Here is a 16,576-nt window from a genome sequence, read left to right as displayed (position 1 = left end):
AAGCCGCAGGTCTCCTCGAAGGCCACCGAGCAGACCGAGGAGGCCGGCGCGGCCCTGGCGCCCAGTCCCAGCGCCACCCCGGAGATCCTCCCCAGTACGGCCCCGTCCGTCCCCGCCGAGGAACCGGCGCCGCAGCCCTCCACGGAGGCGGCCGTCGACAAGGACGCCGGGGGCGGGGGCGGTGACGGCGGGGGAGAGCCGAAGCCCAAGCCGAAACCCAAGCCCAAGCCGAAGCCCTTGCTGCCCGCCGAGAACGTCATGCTCTACAACACCACGACCAAGATGTGCGCCGAACTCGTCGGACGCGAGAAGGGCAAGCCCGACGACCCCGTGCAGCAGTCGATGTGCATCCCGGGCGACGAGGACAACCAGATGTGGGACCTGGAGGTGCGGTACGCGAAGGGCGGTCCCGAGGGCGTCCAGCTCTTCCAGATCCGCAACACCAAGGACAAGCTCTGCATGGACCTCCCCTGGTACGGCGGTGCCGCGGTCGGGACGCCCGTCACCGAGTACCACTGCGACGGGACCAAGGCGGACAACCAGCTCTGGTGGATCGACAAGCAGGAGAGCGGCGACTACTGGATCCGCAACTACGCCAGCAACCACAAGTGCCTGAACGTCGAGGGCAACGGGACCGGCGGCCTCGACGCCAAGCTGAACATCTCCGACTGCACCAACATCGACGACCAGGAGTGGCGGATCGTCCACCCCAAGAAGGAATGACGGAACCGGTTCTACCGGTTCACCAGCCGCCTTCGCCGGGCACCAGCCGCCCGGCCTTGCGGTACTCGCGGCGGGCGCCCTCCAGGAGGTCGTCCGCCGTCACCATGTCGTCCCGTCCGGCGGCGAGGTACGCGGCCGTGACGACCGCGCTGCGGATCGAGCCGCCGGCCAGCTCGAACTCCCTGGCCAGCGGCTCCGGGTCGATGCCGTCGGCGGACGGCACCCGCGACAGGCTGTGGCGCCACAGCGCGAGACGCTGCTCGGGATCGGGGAAGGGGAAGTCGACGACCAGGTCCAGACGCCGGGTGAAGGCCTCGTCGATGTTGGCACGCAGGTTGGTGGTGAGCAGCGCGATGCCGTCGAAGGACTCCAGCCGCTGGAGCAGGTAGGCGCTCTCCATGTTGGCGTACTTGTCGTGCGCGTCCTTGACCTCGGAGCGCTTGCCGAAGACGGCGTCGGCCTCGTCGAAGAGCAGCACGGCGTCGGTGCGGTCGGCCTCCGTGAAGATCCGTTCGAGGTTCTTCTCGGTCTCGCCGACGTACTTGTCCACGACCGACGACAGCTGGACCACGTAGAGGTCGAGACCCAGGTCGGCCGCGACCACCTCGGCCGACAGGGTCTTGCCGGTGCCGGACTCGCCCGCGAACAGGCCGAGGACGCCCCTGCCCCGGCCGCCGCCCGCGCTGAGCCGCCAGTCGCCGAGCACCCGGTCGCGGTGGCGGGCGCGCAGGGCCAGTTCGCGGAGCTGGACCAGCGGCTTGTCCGGCAGCACCAGGTCGCTCCAGTCCACGTCGGGCCGGATGCGCCGGGCGTGGCTCTCCAGGCCGGAGGCGGACTGGCGGCGGGCGGCGAGCCGGACGTGGTCGGCGTTCAGCGGGAGGCCGTCGAAGGCGGCGAGGGCGCGCGCGGTGAGCGCGGCGCGCTGGATGCGGTCCCCGCCGAGGCGGTACGGGGCGACGGCGGTGGCGAGGTCGAACCCGTCGGCGTCCGGGCCGAGCGCTGCCCGCCAGGCGGCGGCGCCACCGGCCCGGCGGCCCGGCGCGTCCAGGACCAGCGGGTCGGCGCGGGACCACTGCGGGTCGTAGGGGCGCGGGTCGCACATCAGCACCGTGACGTCCGTCGCCGCGGTGAGCGCCCGCACCATCGGGCCCGGCTTCTCCGGCAGGCCCGGCACCACGACCGCCCGGCCGGTGAGGCGGGCCTCGCGCAGCAGCTCGGGGACGTGTTCCTCCGGGCCTGCGAAGCGCAGCGCCTCCGTCTTCGCGGCGTCCAGCACCGAGGCCAGGGCGGCCAGGCCGTCGCCCTCGCGGGGTTCGCGGAGGTAGGCGGTGAGGGGCCCCTGGCGCAGCCGGGCGGCGAGGCGGTCCGCGAACACGTCGGCCGCCCGGGCGGGCGAGGGCAGCGGCTCGGGCATCGCGGGCAGCAGTCCGAGCAGCGCGGCGTCGGGGGAGTCGTCGCCGAGCAGGTGGCCGACCAGGCGGTCCGGGACCCGCAGTGAGCGGGTGAGGAAGGGACGCTCGGGCTCCTCGACCTCCAGCAGGCCCAGGGAGCGCAGCGGCGCCGAGGCGTGGAACCGGGCGCGGGCCGCCGCCAGGTGCGCGGGCACCCCGCACAGTTCGAGGGCGAGGCTGACGGTGGCGCGGCGGCGGCTGACGTCGTTGTTGAGGTAGCCGTACAGCGGCTCGAAGGTGCGGTCGACGTCCGGGGCCAGCGCGATCAGCAGGACGGCGGTGTCCAGCTCGGTCAGGCGCGTCCGGCCGGCCAGCCGGGCCAGCCGGTCGGCGGGGTCCGCCGGATCGCCGAGGGGGAGCGGTTCGGCCGGCCCGGCCGCGTCACCGGCGGGCCAGGTGTCCAGCAGGTGCTGGACCGCCTCGTCGGACAGGTACAGGCCGCGCAGCGGGTCGTCGGCCGTGGGGTCGCCGCCGGCGCGCCGGTCGATCAGCGCGGTCACCGGTCCCCGCAGGCCGGCCAGCCGGGCGGACAGCACCCGGCCGGGGTCGGCGTCCGGGCCCGGGGCCGCGGCGCCGGGCCCGCCGTACGGGTCCGGGGCCGCCGTGCCGGGATCGCCGTACGGGCCGGACGCCGCGGCGCCGGAGGTGGCGGCCGGTGCCCCGGTGCGGGGTGCGTTCACGGCCGGCCCGTGCCCCGGTCGGCGGGGCCGCGGCGGGCGGCGCGGGCCGCGGCCACCTGGTGCGGCCGGTGCGAGCGTCCCTCGGCCATGGGCGGGTCGCCCTCGATGCCGCCCACCCGGACCGTCGCGCCCTCGGTGACCGGGGGACCGGCGTCGTACTCCGGGAAGGCCGGGAAGGGCGCGGTCACCACCAGGTCCAGGGAGGGCTTGAGTTCGCCGCCCAGCGCGGACCAGATCTCGGCCAGCGAACGGGCCTCGGTCTGGATGCCGGCCACCGTGAGCGGCACCGACAGGCCCAGCGCGCCGAGGGAGCCGGGGAGTTCGGACGGGGGCAGCAGCTCCCGCGGCAGCAGCGTCGCCATCACGGCGGACAGCAGCCGGTGTTCGTCCTGCGGGGTCTTCGTCCAGGCCGTCACGAGGTACGACAGCCGGAACCAGCGCGGCGGCTGGCGCCGCTTGACGATGATGGCGTCCTCGTCGCGCACGGCCATCTGGCCGCGCTGACGCCGGTTCACGTCCTCACGGATGTCGTACAGGTACGTGTTGATCACGGGGGCGTTGCGCCGGGCCGCCCAGTCGCGGGTCGGTGCCTCGAAGGCCACGTCGATGCCCGAGCCCGTCATCGCCCCGCCCTTGAGGAGGGTTTTGAGGACCTCGTCCACCTCGTGGATCACGCTCGCGCTCCCGCCCTGCCCGCACTCGACTCCGGCCGGCCCGTGCGGGGCCGCCGTCTGTCACCGATCGTGTCCCGTCGCCCTCCCGCCCGCACGCGCGCCGGGGACGGCTCCGGGGCAGGGTGCCCTGCCCGCGCGGTCCCGGGAGACCGCTCTCGATTGCCCGTTCGGTCAGATGTAGCCTTCCCGAAGGGCATAGGCCACGGCGTGCGCGCGGTTGCGCAGGTGCAGTCGCGTGGTGAGTCCGTGCATGACGTTCTTGACGGTGCGTTCGGAGTAGGACAACTTGCCCGCTATCTCACCGGTGTCGAGACCCTCGGCCACCAGACGCAGGACGTCCACCTCGCGGGGTGCGAGACCCAGCGAGGGGGCCCCGGGACGGCCCGCCGCGCCCCGGTGCAGGGTGCCGACCTGGCTGATGAGCCGGCCGAGCAGGTCGGCGGGGAGGTCCCCGTCGCCGCGGGAGGCGGCCAGCACCGCCTGCACCAGGCGGTGCGCGGTGGCCTCGTGCCGCCAGACGATGGCACCGACGCCGCACTCGACGACGTCGAGCAGTTCGCTCTCGCGGATCGCGCCGACCACGAGCACCGCACGCGCGCCCTCGCTGCGCACCAGGCGGCGCAGCCGGGTGAGCGCCGCCTCGTCCAGCGCGTCCTCGATGAGCAGGGCCACCGTGCCGGGCCCCGAGTCGTCGCGCAGGTCGATCTCCGGGTGCCGGCGCAGCTGGCTGATCGCGCCCTCGCGGCTGATCGGGTCCGGAGCGGTCACCGCCACCGGGACGCGCCGGTCGGTGACGCCGACGGCACCGCCGGAGGCGCGGCCGGATGTGGTGGTGGTCCGGGGTGAGTTGAGCAACCGTTTCCCCCCTGTTCACGAGCCCGTTACGCGGCGCGAGCCGGTAGCGGATGAGCGTGTTCCACACTTCTGTGACGGGAGGGACTTCGCAATCGTGGAGCACCACGAGGCACACCACGAGACCAGGACGGCGGCCACCACGAGCGGCCGCCCGGGGGAAGTACTGGCAGGTCAAAAGGGTTCATCCAGGGGGTACATGGGCGCGTGGAGGAGGCCGCGGGCCACCGTGAGACCCGCCACAGCCACCACCGCCGCGGGGAGGCGGGGCGGCGATATCGGCGAGTTCATGCCACCCATCGGCGCATTCGGGCGTCTCACATACCGGGGGAGCGTCATCCACCACAGGAGGCACCGATGACCGGACCGCTGCGCGAACGCGACGACGCCGACGCGCTGCTCGCGGCCGAGATCGAGCGCGCGCGGGCCGGTTTCGGCCGTCTCGTCCTCCTGCGCGGCGCGAGCGGCACCGGGCGCACCGCCGTCCTGGAGACCGCCGTCCGGCACGCGGCCGACCGCGGACTGCGGGTGCTGCGCGTGCGGTGCTCGCCCGAGGACACCGCGGTGCCCTTCTCCACCGTCCTCCACCTCCTCGGCCCCGTACCGGAGTTCACGGACGTGGCGCCGGGCGACGACGACCGGGGCAGCGCGGCCCGGCTGTGGCGGCTGCTGCGCTCGTACGCGGCGGAGGGCCCGCTGCTGGTGGCCGTCGACGACGTCCACCTCGCCGACGAGCCCTCGCGGCGCTGGCTGACGGAGGCCGCCCGGCGCGTCGACCGATTACCGCTACTGCTGGTCGCCACCGAGCGCAGCCAGTACGACGTCGAACCGCGGCCCGCCGGGCTCACCCAGGCGCTGTCGCCCTCGCTCGTGCGCACCCACACCCTCGCCCCGCTCAGCGACGCCGCGGCGGCCGGGCTGGTCCGCGCCGCCTTCCCCGGCGCCTCGGCGCGATGGACGGCGGAGTGCGTCCGCGCGGGTGCGGGCAGCCCGCTGCTGCTGCACGCCCTCCTGGACGACCTGGGCGGCACCCGGCACCCCGACGGGCTGCCCCGGGTGCCCGAGGCGTCCGCGGAGCTGTACCCGGGGTCCTATCCGGCGGCCGTCTCCTGGTGGCTGAACAGCGCCGGCGCCGCGACGGCCGACGTCGCGCGCAGCCTCGCGGCCCTGGAGCAGGCCTGGCCCCCGAGCGCCGCGCCGCGCCGGGCCGTGCCTCGGCATGCCCTCGACCACCCGACCGCACCGGCGCCCACCGGGCACGTGGAGCCCGAGCACGCCCGTCCGGCCGAGTACGCGGACGGGGGCCGGCACCTCCGCCCCGTACGCCCCGAGCCCCGCCGGGCCGCCTGCGCCGACCCCGGTCCCACCCTGTCCGCCCACGCGTGGCCGGGCACCGACGCCGCCGGCCCCGGGGAGGCCGGTGTCCGTGGAGTGGGCGGTGGCTGGCCCGGGAGCGGCGCCCCCGGCGCGGAGCCCGGTGGCCCCGGAGCGGGGGGTGGGTGGTCCGGCGCCGGTGGTCCCGGCCATGAACCCGGTTCCCCCGGAACCGTCGGCGGCGTCCGTTCCCACGGCGTGGGCGGCGCGTGGCCCGAGGTCGGCGGTCCCGGCACCGCAAGCGGGTCTCCGGGCGGCGCCAAGTCCCGTGGAGCGAGCGGTGGCTGGTCCGAGGCCGGCGGTCCCGGCGCGGGCAGTGGGGTCCCCGGTGCCGGTGCCGGTGCCGGTGACGGTGACGGTGGGCCGGTGCGTGACGGTTTCCGCGGGCCGGGCGGCGCCGTCGTGGCGTGTCCGGCGCACGGGCCTTACGCCCGGCTCGGACACACCGCCCCGGGCGCGGAGGACGAGCCCCCCTACGCGCCCCACGTCCGGGAGGCCCCGTACCCCGGGCACCCGGAGGCCGCCCGCCACGGCCGCGCCGAGCCGCGCCGGACGGACGGCCGGTGGCACACGCCCTCGCCGCCGGAGGGGCCGGTGGGCGCGGCCGGCGCCGGGGACCCCGTGGACGTGCTCGCCGAGGCCGCCGGGGCCGATCCCGCGCGGGTGGCCGGCTGGCTCGCCGCGATGACGCGGCTCGGCCTGCTGCGCCCCGACGCCGGCGGCCGCCCCCGCTACGCCCACCCGCTGCTGCGCGACGCCGTGCTCACCGGCTGGCCCCGGCCCCGCCGGGAGGCCGTCCACCGGGCGGCGGCGGAGGCGATGCTGCGCCGGGGCGACCGCGTGGAGGCCGTCGCCCGGCACCTGCTGCGCACCCCGGCCGTCGGCGAGCCCTGGGCGCTGCGCGTGCTGCGGGACGCCGTGACCGTCGCCGTGCACGACGGCCGCCCGGACGACGCCGTCGCGTACCTGCGCCGCGCCCTGGACGAGCGGCTGACCGACGACCTGCGCCAGCGGCTGCTGACCGAACTCGGCTCCCTGGAGTACGCGTCCGCCGACACCCCCGCCGCCATCGCCCGCCTCGCCGAGGCCCAGCACCTGCCGGCCGAGCCGCGAAACCGGGTGCGCACGGCGGTCGCCCTCGGCACCGCGCTGGCCGGCCGCGGCGAGATACGCACCGCCATGGAGGTGCTGCGCCGCACGGAGGGCCGCCTCTCCGGCCACCCGGGCCTGGCCCGCACCGTGCAGACCGCGACCGCGATGCTGTCCGACGAGGACCTGGCGACCCGCCAGGAGGTGTACCGCTGGCTGTCCGAGACCGGCCGCCACTCCCCGGAGCTGGTGGGCACCGCCGGGCAGGCCCTGCTGGTGCGGTACGCGGCGACGGCCGCGCTGATCTCCGCCGAGGAGGCGATGACCCGGGTACGGGACCTGCTGGCCCAGCCCACCGACCCGCTCGCCGAGCCCTTCCTGCTGGGCACCGCCGCCGCGGTCGCCCAGTGGGCCGACGAACTCGACGAGGCCGACCGGCTGGTGGAGCGCGGCCTGGCCGGACAGCACCCCGCCCTGCTGCACCCGATGCAGCACGCCATGCTCAACACCCGCGCCGACATCGCCGCCGCCCGCGGCGACCTGACCCGGCTGCTCGCCACCGACCCCGGCCGCGCCACCGGCCCCACCAACCGCGACGCCCTCGCCCTGACCGCCCTCGTCCACACCGGCCGCGTCGACGAGGCGCTGCGCTACGCCGACCGGTTCGACCTGCGCGAGGTGCCCGAGAACTGGGAGCTGAACCGCTACCTGTACGCGCGCGGCGTGCTGCGCGCCGCCACCGGCGACCCGGCCGGCGCGCTGCACGACTTCCTGGAGTGCGGGCGGCGCCAGTCGGCCCGTGAGGTGATCAGCCCGGTCGTCACCCCGTGGCGGACGGCGGTCGCGGAGTGCCGGCTGGCGCTGGGCGGCGGACGGGAGGCGCTGGCCCTGGCCACCGAGGAACTGCGCCTCGCGAGGGTGTGGAACACCCCGCGCACCGTGGGCCGCGCACTGAGCGTGCTGGGCACCGCGACCGGCGGGCGCCGCGGCCTCGAACTGGCCGAGGAGGCCGTACGCACCCTGCGGGACGCGCCCGCCGACACTGACATGGAGCTGATCCCGGCGCTCCTGGCCCAGGGCCGCCAGCTCATCGCGGCCGGTGAACGCGGACGCGCCCGCACCCGGCTGCGCGAGGCGGCCGAACTCGCCGAACGCAAGGGCGCCCTGCGCTGGCTCACGCTGGCCGGGCAGGCCCTGCGCGAGGGCGGCGCCCGCGGCTCCGTGTCCTCCCACACCGGCGCCGGGTCGCTGACCGGCAGCGAGCGGCGGATCGCCGAACTGGCCGCCGACGGCCGCACGAACACCGAGATCGCCGACCTGCTGCACCTGGCCCGGCGCACCGTGGAGACCCACCTGACCAGCACCTACCGCAAGCTGCGGATACGGCGCAGGACCGAACTGCCGGCCGCGCTGGACCGCGAACGCGGACGCGAGCGGCCCCGGGCGCAGGGCTGAGGGGGATGTCGCCGGCGGCTCACAGGTCCCGGAGCAGCCGCCCGATCTCCAGCTGCTCGGTCTCCAGCGGGTCGCCGTCCTCGACGTTCCACAGGCAGTTCTGGAGCACCCGGGCCAGGGACCAGGCGCGGGCCCGCTCCCGGTCGAGGCCGAGGACGTCGGTCATCGCGTCGAAGCGCCACCGGGTCTCGGCCGGGTCGTAGCGGTTGTCCAGGGCGGGCAGCAGGTCGAACCCGGGGTCGCCGGCCAGCGGCTTGGGGTCGATGGCCAGCCAGGGGGCGCGCCCGGAGGCGAGGACGTTCTCGTAGTGCAGGTCCCAGTGGAGCAGCCGGTCGCCGGGCTCGCCGGCCACCTCGCGCAGGGCGGCGGCGCAGTCGGCGACCAGCCGCCGGTCCGCCGGGTCCGGGATGCCGGGCAGGGTGCCGGGCGTCCGCGCCAGCATCTCCCGCGCGATGTCCCCGAGGCGGCGCATGCCGGGCGGCGCGGGGGTCGCGGTGAGGTGCGCGAGCAGCCGGGCGATGACGAGGACGGCCGCGCGGGAGTCCTCGACGCGGCTGAGCATGCGGTCCGCGTCCAGCCGCTCCAGGAGCATCGTGCCGGTGGCCGGGTCGTGGTCGAGCAGGCGGACCGCCCCGTCCCCGTCCCACACGCGCAGCGCGACGGGCTCGCCCTCGCTCTCCTCGTCGGCGATCTGGAGCTTCAGCACGGCCGGGGTGCCGTCGGGGCGCAGGACCGGCAGCACCAGCGCCGCCCAGCCGTGCATCGAGGGCCCGTCCGGCCGCAGTTCCCACCGCTCGATGAAGGAGGCGGCCAGCCCCGGCAGCGCCGCGATGAAGGCGCGCCCCGCCTCTCCGTTGTACTTCGCCTGCGCGGCCGCGAGTCCGTCCGGAACGTCGATCACGGGCGTCGACGCTACCGGCGCACGGCACCGGGGTCACGCGGATATCGAGCCTCCGGCCCCGCGGTGGCGCCCGGCCGCCTCAGCCCACCGGCTCGGCCACCGGGCGGTCGGCGGTGGTGCCGTGCTTCGGGGCCTTCGCCGTCACCATCAGGCCCGCGACCAGCGCCGCCAGCAGCATGATGCCGGCGGCGACCCAGATGGCGACGGTGTAGCCGTGGACGATGCCCTCCCGGACGATCCGCCCCCGCTGCGCCGGATCGGTGAGGTGGGAGGCGATGTAGGAGGCGCCGGCACTGGTGGCGATGGTGTTGAGCAGGGCCGTGCCGATCGAGCCGCCCACCTGCTGCGAGGTGTTGACGGTCGCCGAGGTCACCCCGGAGTCCCGCGGGGCGACCCCGGCGGTGGCGGTGGAGAACACCGGCATGAAAGTCAGTCCCATGCCGAGGCCGATCAGCAGCAGCGCGGGCAGGATCTCGGAGACGTACGCGGAGTCCACGGTCATCTGCGTGAGGATGACCATGCCGCCACTGGCCAGGAGCATGCCGGGCACCATCAGCATGCGCGGGCCCACGTGCGGCAGCAGCCGGGCGGAGATCTGCGTGGAGCCGGTGAGGATCGCGGCGGTCATCGGCAGGAAGGCCAGCCCGGTCCGCAACGGCGAGTAGGCGAGGATGACCTGGAGGTAGTAGGTCATGAAGAGGAACATCCCGAACATGCCGATGACGGCCAGCATCATCGTCACCATGCAGCCGGCCCGGTTGCGGTCGCGGATGATGTGCAGGGGCAGCAGCGGCATCGGCGCCCGGGTCTGCCACCACACGAAGGCGGCCAGCAGGACGACGGCCAGGGCGAACAGGGACAGCACCAGCGGGTCGACCCAGCCCCGGGGCTGCGCCTCGCTGAAGCCGTAGACGAGCGAGACCAGCCCGCCGCAGCCGAGGACCGCGCCGCGTACGTCGAGGCGGGCGCCGCCGCCGGTCCCGGGACGGTCGCGCAGCAGGGCGTAGGCGCCGATCACGGCGGTGATCGCGAAGGGCACGTTGACGTACAGGCACCAGCGCCAGTTGAGGTACTCGGTGAGCACGCCGCCGACGATGAAGCCCGCGGCGGCGCCGCCGGCGGCCAGCGTGCCGTAGATGCCGAAAGCCTTGCCGCGCTCCTTCGGGTCGCTGAACGTGGTGCTCAGCAGGGACAGCGCGGACGGTGCGAGGACGGCGGCGAACACGCCCTGCAGGGCGCGGGCGCCGAAGAGCATCGCCGGGTTGACCGCGGCACCGCCGATCGCCGAGGCGGCGGCGAAGCCGACCAGCCCGATGACGAAGGTGCGCTTGCGGCCCACCAGGTCGGCGATCCGGCCGCCGAGCAGCAGCAGCCCCCCGAAGGCGAGGGTGTAGGCGGTGATCACCCACTGGCGGTTGCCGTCGGACATGCCCAGGTCGCGCTGGGCGGACGGCAGCGCGATGTTCACGATGGTCGCGTCCAGGACGACCATCAGCTGGGCCAGGGCGATCACCACCAGCCCCCACCAGCGGTGGGGATCGGCCTCCTGGGGCGCGGCCGGCTCACCTGACGAGGTGCCACTCATGGGGTCAGAAGACCATGGATCAGGGCGTATCGCATCCGTGTGTCCGTCCGGCCGCGCCCGGCTCAGGCGCGCTTGAGGGGCAGTTCCCGCCGGCCCCGGCCGAGGGCGAGGGAGACCGCGGTGAGGGCGCTGTTGAAGGAGACCTCGGAGAGCAGGCCCGGCGCGGCCACCTGGTCGCCGGCGAGGTAGACCCCGTCGCCCCGGTCGACGGCCGGCCGGTCGCGCCAGGTGGTGCCGGGCGGGTCGACGGCACCGGTACGGCCGTTCGCGACCGCCTCGCGCCGCCAGGTGAGCCGCTCGCGCCAGCCGGGCATCCCGAGGTCCAGCAACTGGTCGGCACGGGCGGCGCCGTCCGCCTTCGACTCGTCCGGCGAAAGGGGGATCTGCCCCTGGATCAGCTGCTCGCCCGCCGGTGCCAAGGTGCGGTCCTGCGCGGTGAACCGCTCGATCCAGCCCGGCGCGTCCAGGTCGGAGACCGCGAAGGCGTCGCCGCGCCGGGTCCGGACGGCCAGGTCGACCAGGGCGGTGCGCCCGCTGGGCCAGGTCAGCGCGGGGTCGCCCAGCAGGCGGCGGGCCGCGTCCAGCGAGGTGGCGACGACGACGGGGGCGTCGGTGGGGAGCGCGTCGACCCGGGAGAGGGTCTCGACCCGGACGCCGAGGTTCCAGGCCAGGGCGGCCATCCGGTCGACGACCCCGGCCCAGCCGCCGCGCGGGTAGTGCGCCTCGGGCGGCAGCTTGGCGGCCCGGCGCAGCCGCTCCCGCACGAAGGCCGCCGACAGCGACCCCGGGTCGTGGTGGAACAGGGCGACGGCGCAGTAGTGGGCGGCGGCCCGGGCGCCCTCCTCGCCGGCGACGCCGGTCGCCCAGGTCAGGAAGTCGGTGTCGACGGGCGCCGGTCCGACGCCCCGGCGCAGCAGCTTCAGCATCGCGAAGGGCGGGGTGCGGCGCAGCACGCCCTTGTGGCGCAGCCGCAGCCGGGCCGCCTCCAGCGGCGGGAGCGGCGCGAGCGGGCCGATCAGGTCGCGCTGCCGCAGCCACGACCAGTGCGGGCCGCCGTTGTAGAGGGCGTGCGGGCCGTCGTTGGTCCGGTAGGGGCCCTCGGCGGTCCGGGCGCGTCCGCCGAGCGTGTGGTGGGCCTCGTGGACGGTGACCTTGGCGCCCGCCTCGGCGGCGGTGACGGCCGCGGTCAGTCCGGCGAGGCCGCCGCCGATGACGGTGATGCGTTGCATGGCTCGGGGTCTCCCTCGGGTCGGGGTCTCCTGGTGCGTGACCTGTCTGCCCCTACGACGGTCCGAGGGGTGCCGAATGTGACATCGCCCCGGAGATCGCCCGTTCCCGCGGCCCGGCGCCGGTTGTCAGTGGCGGGGTGCAGCATGGGGGCATGGCGAGGAGAGCGGCGGACGGGCGGAGTGCGACGACGGTGCGGGCGGCGCGGCGCCCCGAGCTGAGGCTGCCGCCGCTGACCCCGTTCGGGCGGGGGGCGCTGGAGCCGGACGGGGACTACGACGCGCTGGAGTTCACCGGGACGGACCTCACCGGCGGCGACGGCGCGGGCGCCCGCTTCATGGACTGCGCGCTGACGGAATGCGCGCTGGACGAGGCCTCGCTGCCCCGGGCCCGGCTGCTCGACACCGTGCTCACCGGCGTCCGGGGCGTGGGCACCGACCTGTCGGAGGCCACCCTGCGGGATGTCGAGCTGCGCGACGCCCGCCTCGGCGGCACCCAGCTGCACGGCGCCGTGCTGGAGCGCGTCCTGATCCGCGGCGGCAAGATCGACTACCTGAACCTGCGCCGGTCCCGGCTCAAGGACGTCGTCTTCGAGGGCTGCGTCCTGGTCGAGCCGGACTTCGGCGGCGCCCGCCTGGAGCGGGTCGCGTTCGTCGACTGCGCCCTCAAGGAGGCGGATCTCAGCGCCGCCACCCTCGTCGACGTCGACCTGCGCGGCGCCGCCCCGCTGGAGCTGGCCCGGGGCGTGGACCGGCTGTCCGGCGCCGTGATCAGCCCGGCGCAGCTCCTCGACCTGGCGCCGGTCCTCGCGGCGGAGCTGGGGGTGCGGGTGCTGGCGGACGGGTAGCGCCGGGCCGGGCGGGTCAGGTCAGGCGGGGGAAGCGTGCCTGGAGCGTCCAGACGGCCGGGTTGTCGCCCAGGTCCTCGTGCATGTCGGTGAGGTCGGCGAGCAGGTCGTGCAGGAAGTCCCGGGCCTCCCGGCGCAGTTCGGCGTGGGAGAAGGACAGCGGGGGCTCGTCGGCCCGCTGCCACTCCGCCTCGATGTCGACCCAGCCGAAGCGGCGCTCGAAGAGCAGACGGTCCGTGGACTCGGTGAAGTCCAGCTCCGCGCGCTGCGGCCGGGCGGCCCGGGAGCCCGCCGGGTCCCGGTCGACGCGCTCCACGATGTCGCACAGCGCCCAGGCGAAGTCGAGCACCGGCACCCATCCCCAGGCTGTGGACAGTTCCCGGTCGGCCTTGGTGTCGGCGAGGTAGACGTCCCCGCAGAACAGGTCGTGCCGCAGCGCGCGGACGTCCGCGCGGCGGTAGTCCGTCTGGGGCGGGTCCGGGAAGCGGTTGGAGAGGGCGTAGCCGATGTCGAGCACGCAGCCGATGGTGTCACGCCCGACCGGATAGGTTGCCCACGTGATCATCGCCCCCCTGCGGCCCGGCCCCGGCCACGACATCCCCGGCCCCCTCCTCACCGAGCTGACCGCCCTCTACGCCGCCCACCGCGACTTCCACGCGCTCAGCGGCGACTTCCCCGACCCGGACGACATCCGCCCGGAGCAGGTGGCGGCGGCGCTGGCCGACGAGCTGGTCCGGCCGGGCGCCGAGGTGCTGCTGGCCCGGGACGCGGGCCGGCTGGCCGGGGTCGCGATCACGCTCGCCCGCCATCCGGACCCGGCCGACCCGGACCCGTGGATCGGGCTGCTGATGGTGGACGCGGGGCAGCTGCGGCGCGGCCACGGCAGGCGGCTGGCCGCGCTCGTCGAGGAGCGGTTCCGGGACGCCGGGCGCACCGCCGTGCGGCTCGCCGTGCTCGACGCGAACCCCGGGGCGCTCGCGTTCTGGACGGCCCTCGGCTACACGGTCGTCGGCCACCGCCCGGACCTGGAGCGCGGCCGCCCCTGCACGGTGCTGCGCAAGGAGCTGGAGAGCACGCTGCCGCGCACCCCGCGCCGGGCCGCCCGGGTCGCCGTCCTCGACCCGCAGGGCGCGGTCTTCCTCCTGCGCTACGACAACGTCGAGGTCGGCGTCCACTGGGCGATGCCCGGCGGCGGACTGGACGGCGACGAGAACCCCCGCGAGGGCGCCCTGCGCGAGGTGCGCGAGGAGACCGGCTGGAGCGACGTGGAGCCCGGCCCGCTGCTCTGCACCTGGGAACACGACTTCACCCACCTGAGCGTCGGCCCGGTCCGCCAGTACGAGCACATCTACGTCGCCCACGCCCCGCGCCGGGAGCCGACCGGCCCCGACCTGGCCGCCGCGCACGCCGCGGACGGGATCCTCGCCTGGCGCTGGTGGAGCCCCGCCGAGCTGGCCGAGGCCCCCGAGCCGCTCTGGCCGCCGGACCTGGCGCTGCTGCTCGACGCCTTCGAGGGCTGAGGCGGCCGGGGGCGTCAGGGGCGGTCCGGCCTGCCGTCCCCGTGGAGCCAGTCGTCCCAGATGACGGTGAAGTCCTCGTCCGGCGCGGACTTCTCGACGTAGGCCGTGAAGTCGGCGGTGTCCGCGTTGCCGTGGCGGTGCGCGGCGGCCCAGCCCCGCAGCAGGGCGAGGAAGGCGTCGTCGCCGACCTTCTGCCGGATCTTGTGCAGGACCATCGCGCCGCGCTGGTAGACCGGGCTCGCGGAGATGTGCTCGGCGTCGGGCGGGTCGGCGGGCGGGAACGCCCAGACCGAGTCGCCGGCGTCCGCGTCGTCGTAGTACGTGCCCGCGTAGAGCGCGTCGAAGGTCTCCTGGGCGGTGTCGCCGCCCTCGTCCTCCTCCCACAGCCACTCGGCGTAGGTGGCGAAGCCCTCGTTGAGCCACATGTCCCGCCAGGTCTTCGGGCTGACGGAGTTCCCGTACCACTGGTGGGCGAGTTCGTGGACGAGCAGGACCGGGTCGGGGGCGCCCGGGAAGTAGGGCCGGTTCTGGGTCTCCAGCGCGTACCCGGCGTCCTCGACGCGGTCGACGATCGCGCCGGCGGAGGAGAAGGGGTAGGGGCCGAAATTCTCCTCGCCCCACTCCAGGACCTCGGGGATCCGCTTCAGCACCCCGCGGCTCGCGTCGGCCTGCCGCGGGTCGACTGCCGTGTACACGGGCAGACCGGCGTCGGTGGTGGACCGGTCGGTCTCCCACTCGCCGACGGCCACCGTGGCCACGTGGCTCGACATCGGCTCCGCCGTGTGCCACGTGAACGTCGTGCGACCGCCGCTGGTGCGCTCGTCGCGCAGCTCGCCGTTGGAGACGACCCCGAAGCCCTCCGGCACGGTCACCGCCAGGTCGTACGTCGCCTTGTCCGAGGGGTGATGGCTGCCGGGGAACCAGGCCATCGAGCCGACCGGCTGGCCGAGCGCCACCGCGCCGTCCGCGGTGGGCAGCCAGCCCTCCTCGGAGTCGTCGGGGTCGGTGATCGTCTCCGGTTCGCCGGAGTAGCGGACGGCGACCCGGAAGGTCTCCCCGTCGTGCAGCTCGTCGGCCGGGCGGACGGTCAGCTCCTGCCCGGCCCGGTTGAAGCGGGCCTCGCGTCCCTCGACGGTGACCCGCTCGACGTCCAGGCCCCTGAGGTCGAGGTCGAAGGCCGACAGGTCCCGGGTGGCGCGGGCGGTGATCGTCGCGGTGCCGCTGAGGTGCTCCTGGTCGGGCTCGTAGTCGAGCGCGAGGTCGTAGTGGCCGACGTCGTATCCGCCGTTGCCCGCCTTCGGGAAGTACGGGTCGCGCACTCCCGAGCCGCCGGGACCGCCGTCCACCGCGCCGCCACCGCTGCACGCCCCGAGGGCGACGACGGTGGCGGCGGCTATGAGCGGACGGGAGATGCGCACGTCATGATCCTATGCGGCGTTTCACGTGAAACGCCCGTTGAGACCGGGTGCGGGGCCCCGCGGCCCAGGTCCGGGCGCCTACTGGTTCAGCGCCTCGGCGCCGGCCCGCGCGAACTTCTCGTCCAGGGTGCCGGAGGGGGCGCCCGCGACACCGACACCGGCGATCGGCGCCTTGCCGGCGGTGACCGGGACGCCGCCGCCCAGGAACAGGGTGCCCGGGATGTCCTTCAGGTTCGGGGCGCTCTCCAGACGGCCCTCCAGCTCGCTGGTCGGCGCGTTCCAGGAGACGGCGGTGAACGCCTTCCTCTCGGCCGACTCGTAGGACTGCGGGCCGGCGCCGTCCCCGCGCATGGTGAGGATCGTGTTGCCGTTGCGGTCGACGACCGCCACCGTCACCCGCTGGCCCTCCTTCTTCGCCGCCTTCAGCGCGGCCTGCGCCGCCTCGGTGGCGGCGTCGATCGTCAGATGCGTGGAGGTGGTGGTGTCGCGCTGCCCGGCCGTCGCGGGGGCGGCGGACGCGGCGGAGTCCCGGCCGGACTCGGGGGCGGAGGCGTTCGCGGCCACCGTGCCGAAGGTGCCGGCGGCGACGGCGGCGAGCACGGCTCCGCCGGTGGCGATACGGGCGCGACGGGAGAGGGTCTTCTTCATGGCGGTCTGCTCCTCGGAGTCGGACGGGATCGGGTGGGATCGGGACGGGATCGGGGGGGATCGGACGGGATCGGGCTTGGTGCTGCGTCCGCTCTCCACCCTCCGGCCCGCCACCCCCGCGCCCGGTCGCCG

Annotated in this window: 13 protein-coding genes; 4 read left to right on the top strand and 9 right to left on the bottom strand. The window is 75.6% G+C overall.

Annotation, left to right across the window (positions count from 1 at the left end; translation table 11 throughout):
• On the top strand, positions 1-723 hold a 723-nt coding region (locus tag IE108_RS18210; protein ID WP_189397693.1), incomplete at its 5' end, for an RICIN domain-containing protein.
• A gap of 19 nt (positions 724-742) precedes the next feature.
• On the opposite strand, the gene IE108_RS18205 is transcribed toward IE108_RS18210, so the two are convergent.
• The 3 genes from IE108_RS18205 to IE108_RS18195 all read right to left on the bottom strand — a co-directional run bounded on the left by IE108_RS18205 (position 743) and on the right by IE108_RS18195 (position 4,383).
• Positions 743-2,710: an ATP-binding protein gene (locus IE108_RS18205; protein WP_162494712.1), complete on the bottom strand. Its 1,968-nt coding sequence runs from the start codon at positions 2,708-2,710 to the stop codon at positions 743-745.
• A gap of 140 nt (positions 2,711-2,850) precedes the next feature.
• Positions 2,851-3,528: a Pvc16 family protein gene (locus IE108_RS18200; RefSeq protein ID WP_064728557.1), complete on the bottom strand. Its 678-nt coding sequence runs from the start codon at positions 3,526-3,528 to the stop codon at positions 2,851-2,853.
• A 171-nt stretch (positions 3,529-3,699) separates the two neighbouring features.
• Entirely contained in the window at positions 3,700-4,383 is a 684-nt protein-coding gene (locus IE108_RS18195; RefSeq protein ID WP_079163557.1) for a helix-turn-helix transcriptional regulator, read from the bottom strand.
• A gap of 354 nt (positions 4,384-4,737) precedes the next feature.
• Between IE108_RS18195 and IE108_RS18190 the strand changes: the two genes are divergently transcribed.
• Positions 4,738-8,298 carry an ATP-binding protein gene (locus IE108_RS18190; protein WP_064728556.1) on the top strand — a complete coding sequence of 1,187 codons (3,561 nt, stop codon included), beginning with the start codon at positions 4,738-4,740 and terminating at the stop codon, positions 8,296-8,298.
• 19 nt (positions 8,299-8,317) lie between these two features.
• Here IE108_RS18190 and IE108_RS18185 read toward each other — a convergent pair whose 3' ends face one another.
• The 3 genes from IE108_RS18185 to IE108_RS18175 all read right to left on the bottom strand — a co-directional run bounded on the left by IE108_RS18185 (position 8,318) and on the right by IE108_RS18175 (position 12,013).
• Positions 8,318-9,199, bottom strand: a complete 882-nt coding sequence (locus tag IE108_RS18185; RefSeq protein ID WP_064728555.1) for an aminoglycoside phosphotransferase family protein — start codon at positions 9,197-9,199, stop codon at positions 8,318-8,320.
• Positions 9,200-9,278: 79 nt separating this feature from the next.
• A complete protein-coding gene (locus IE108_RS18180) occupies positions 9,279-10,784 on the bottom strand; it encodes an MFS transporter (RefSeq protein WP_064728554.1) in 1,506 nt (501 codons plus the stop codon).
• A 62-nt stretch (positions 10,785-10,846) separates the two neighbouring features.
• On the bottom strand, positions 10,847-12,013 hold the full coding sequence (locus IE108_RS18175; protein ID WP_064728553.1) for an FAD-dependent oxidoreductase: 1,167 nt from the start codon (positions 12,011-12,013) through the stop codon (positions 10,847-10,849).
• A gap of 152 nt (positions 12,014-12,165) precedes the next feature.
• On the opposite strand from IE108_RS18175, the gene IE108_RS18170 reads away from it, so the two are divergent.
• Positions 12,166-12,858, top strand: coding sequence for a pentapeptide repeat-containing protein (locus IE108_RS18170; RefSeq protein ID WP_064728552.1), 693 nt, complete (start codon positions 12,166-12,168; stop codon positions 12,856-12,858).
• Positions 12,859-12,874: 16 nt separating this feature from the next.
• Here IE108_RS18170 and IE108_RS18165 read toward each other — a convergent pair whose 3' ends face one another.
• Positions 12,875-13,375, bottom strand: a complete 501-nt coding sequence (locus tag IE108_RS18165) for a hypothetical protein (protein WP_064728551.1) — start codon at positions 13,373-13,375, stop codon at positions 12,875-12,877.
• A 40-nt stretch (positions 13,376-13,415) separates the two neighbouring features.
• Here IE108_RS18165 and IE108_RS18160 point away from each other — a divergent pair, with 40 nt between their 5' ends.
• Entirely contained in the window at positions 13,416-14,378 is a 963-nt protein-coding gene (locus tag IE108_RS18160) for a bifunctional GNAT family N-acetyltransferase/NUDIX hydrolase (protein ID WP_064728550.1), read from the top strand.
• Between the two features lie 14 nt (positions 14,379-14,392).
• On the opposite strand, the gene IE108_RS18155 is transcribed toward IE108_RS18160, so the two are convergent.
• Complete coding sequence (locus tag IE108_RS18155) at positions 14,393-15,796, bottom strand: M1 family metallopeptidase (protein WP_064728549.1); 1,404 nt, start codon at positions 15,794-15,796, stop codon at positions 14,393-14,395.
• Between the two features lie 78 nt (positions 15,797-15,874).
• Positions 15,875-16,444, bottom strand: a complete 570-nt coding sequence (locus IE108_RS18150) for a GlcG/HbpS family heme-binding protein (RefSeq protein WP_064728548.1) — start codon at positions 16,442-16,444, stop codon at positions 15,875-15,877.
• Between the last annotated feature and the right edge of the window lie 132 nt (positions 16,445-16,576).

It is taken from the genome of Streptomyces parvulus (genome assembly GCF_014648855.1).
GTDB lineage: Bacteria > Actinomycetota > Actinomycetes > Streptomycetales > Streptomycetaceae > Streptomyces > Streptomyces parvulus.
This window is presented reverse-complemented; position numbering and strand designations above follow the sequence as displayed.

Bases quoted from the DNA above. Each gene is read 5' to 3' on its own strand.
- IE108_RS18150 (WP_064728548.1), bottom strand. From the start codon at position 16,444: ATGAAGAAGACCCTCTCCCGTCGCGCCCGTATCGCCACCGGCGGAGCC.
- IE108_RS18170 (WP_064728552.1), top strand. From the start codon at position 12,166: ATGGCGAGGAGAGCGGCGGACGGGCGGAGTGCGACGACGGTGCGGGCG.
- IE108_RS18180 (WP_064728554.1), bottom strand. From the start codon at position 10,784: ATGAGTGGCACCTCGTCAGGTGAGCCGGCCGCGCCCCAGGAGGCCGAT.
- IE108_RS18175 (WP_064728553.1), bottom strand. From the start codon at position 12,013: ATGCAACGCATCACCGTCATCGGCGGCGGCCTCGCCGGACTGACCGCG.
- IE108_RS18190 (WP_064728556.1), top strand. From the start codon at position 4,738: ATGACCGGACCGCTGCGCGAACGCGACGACGCCGACGCGCTGCTCGCG.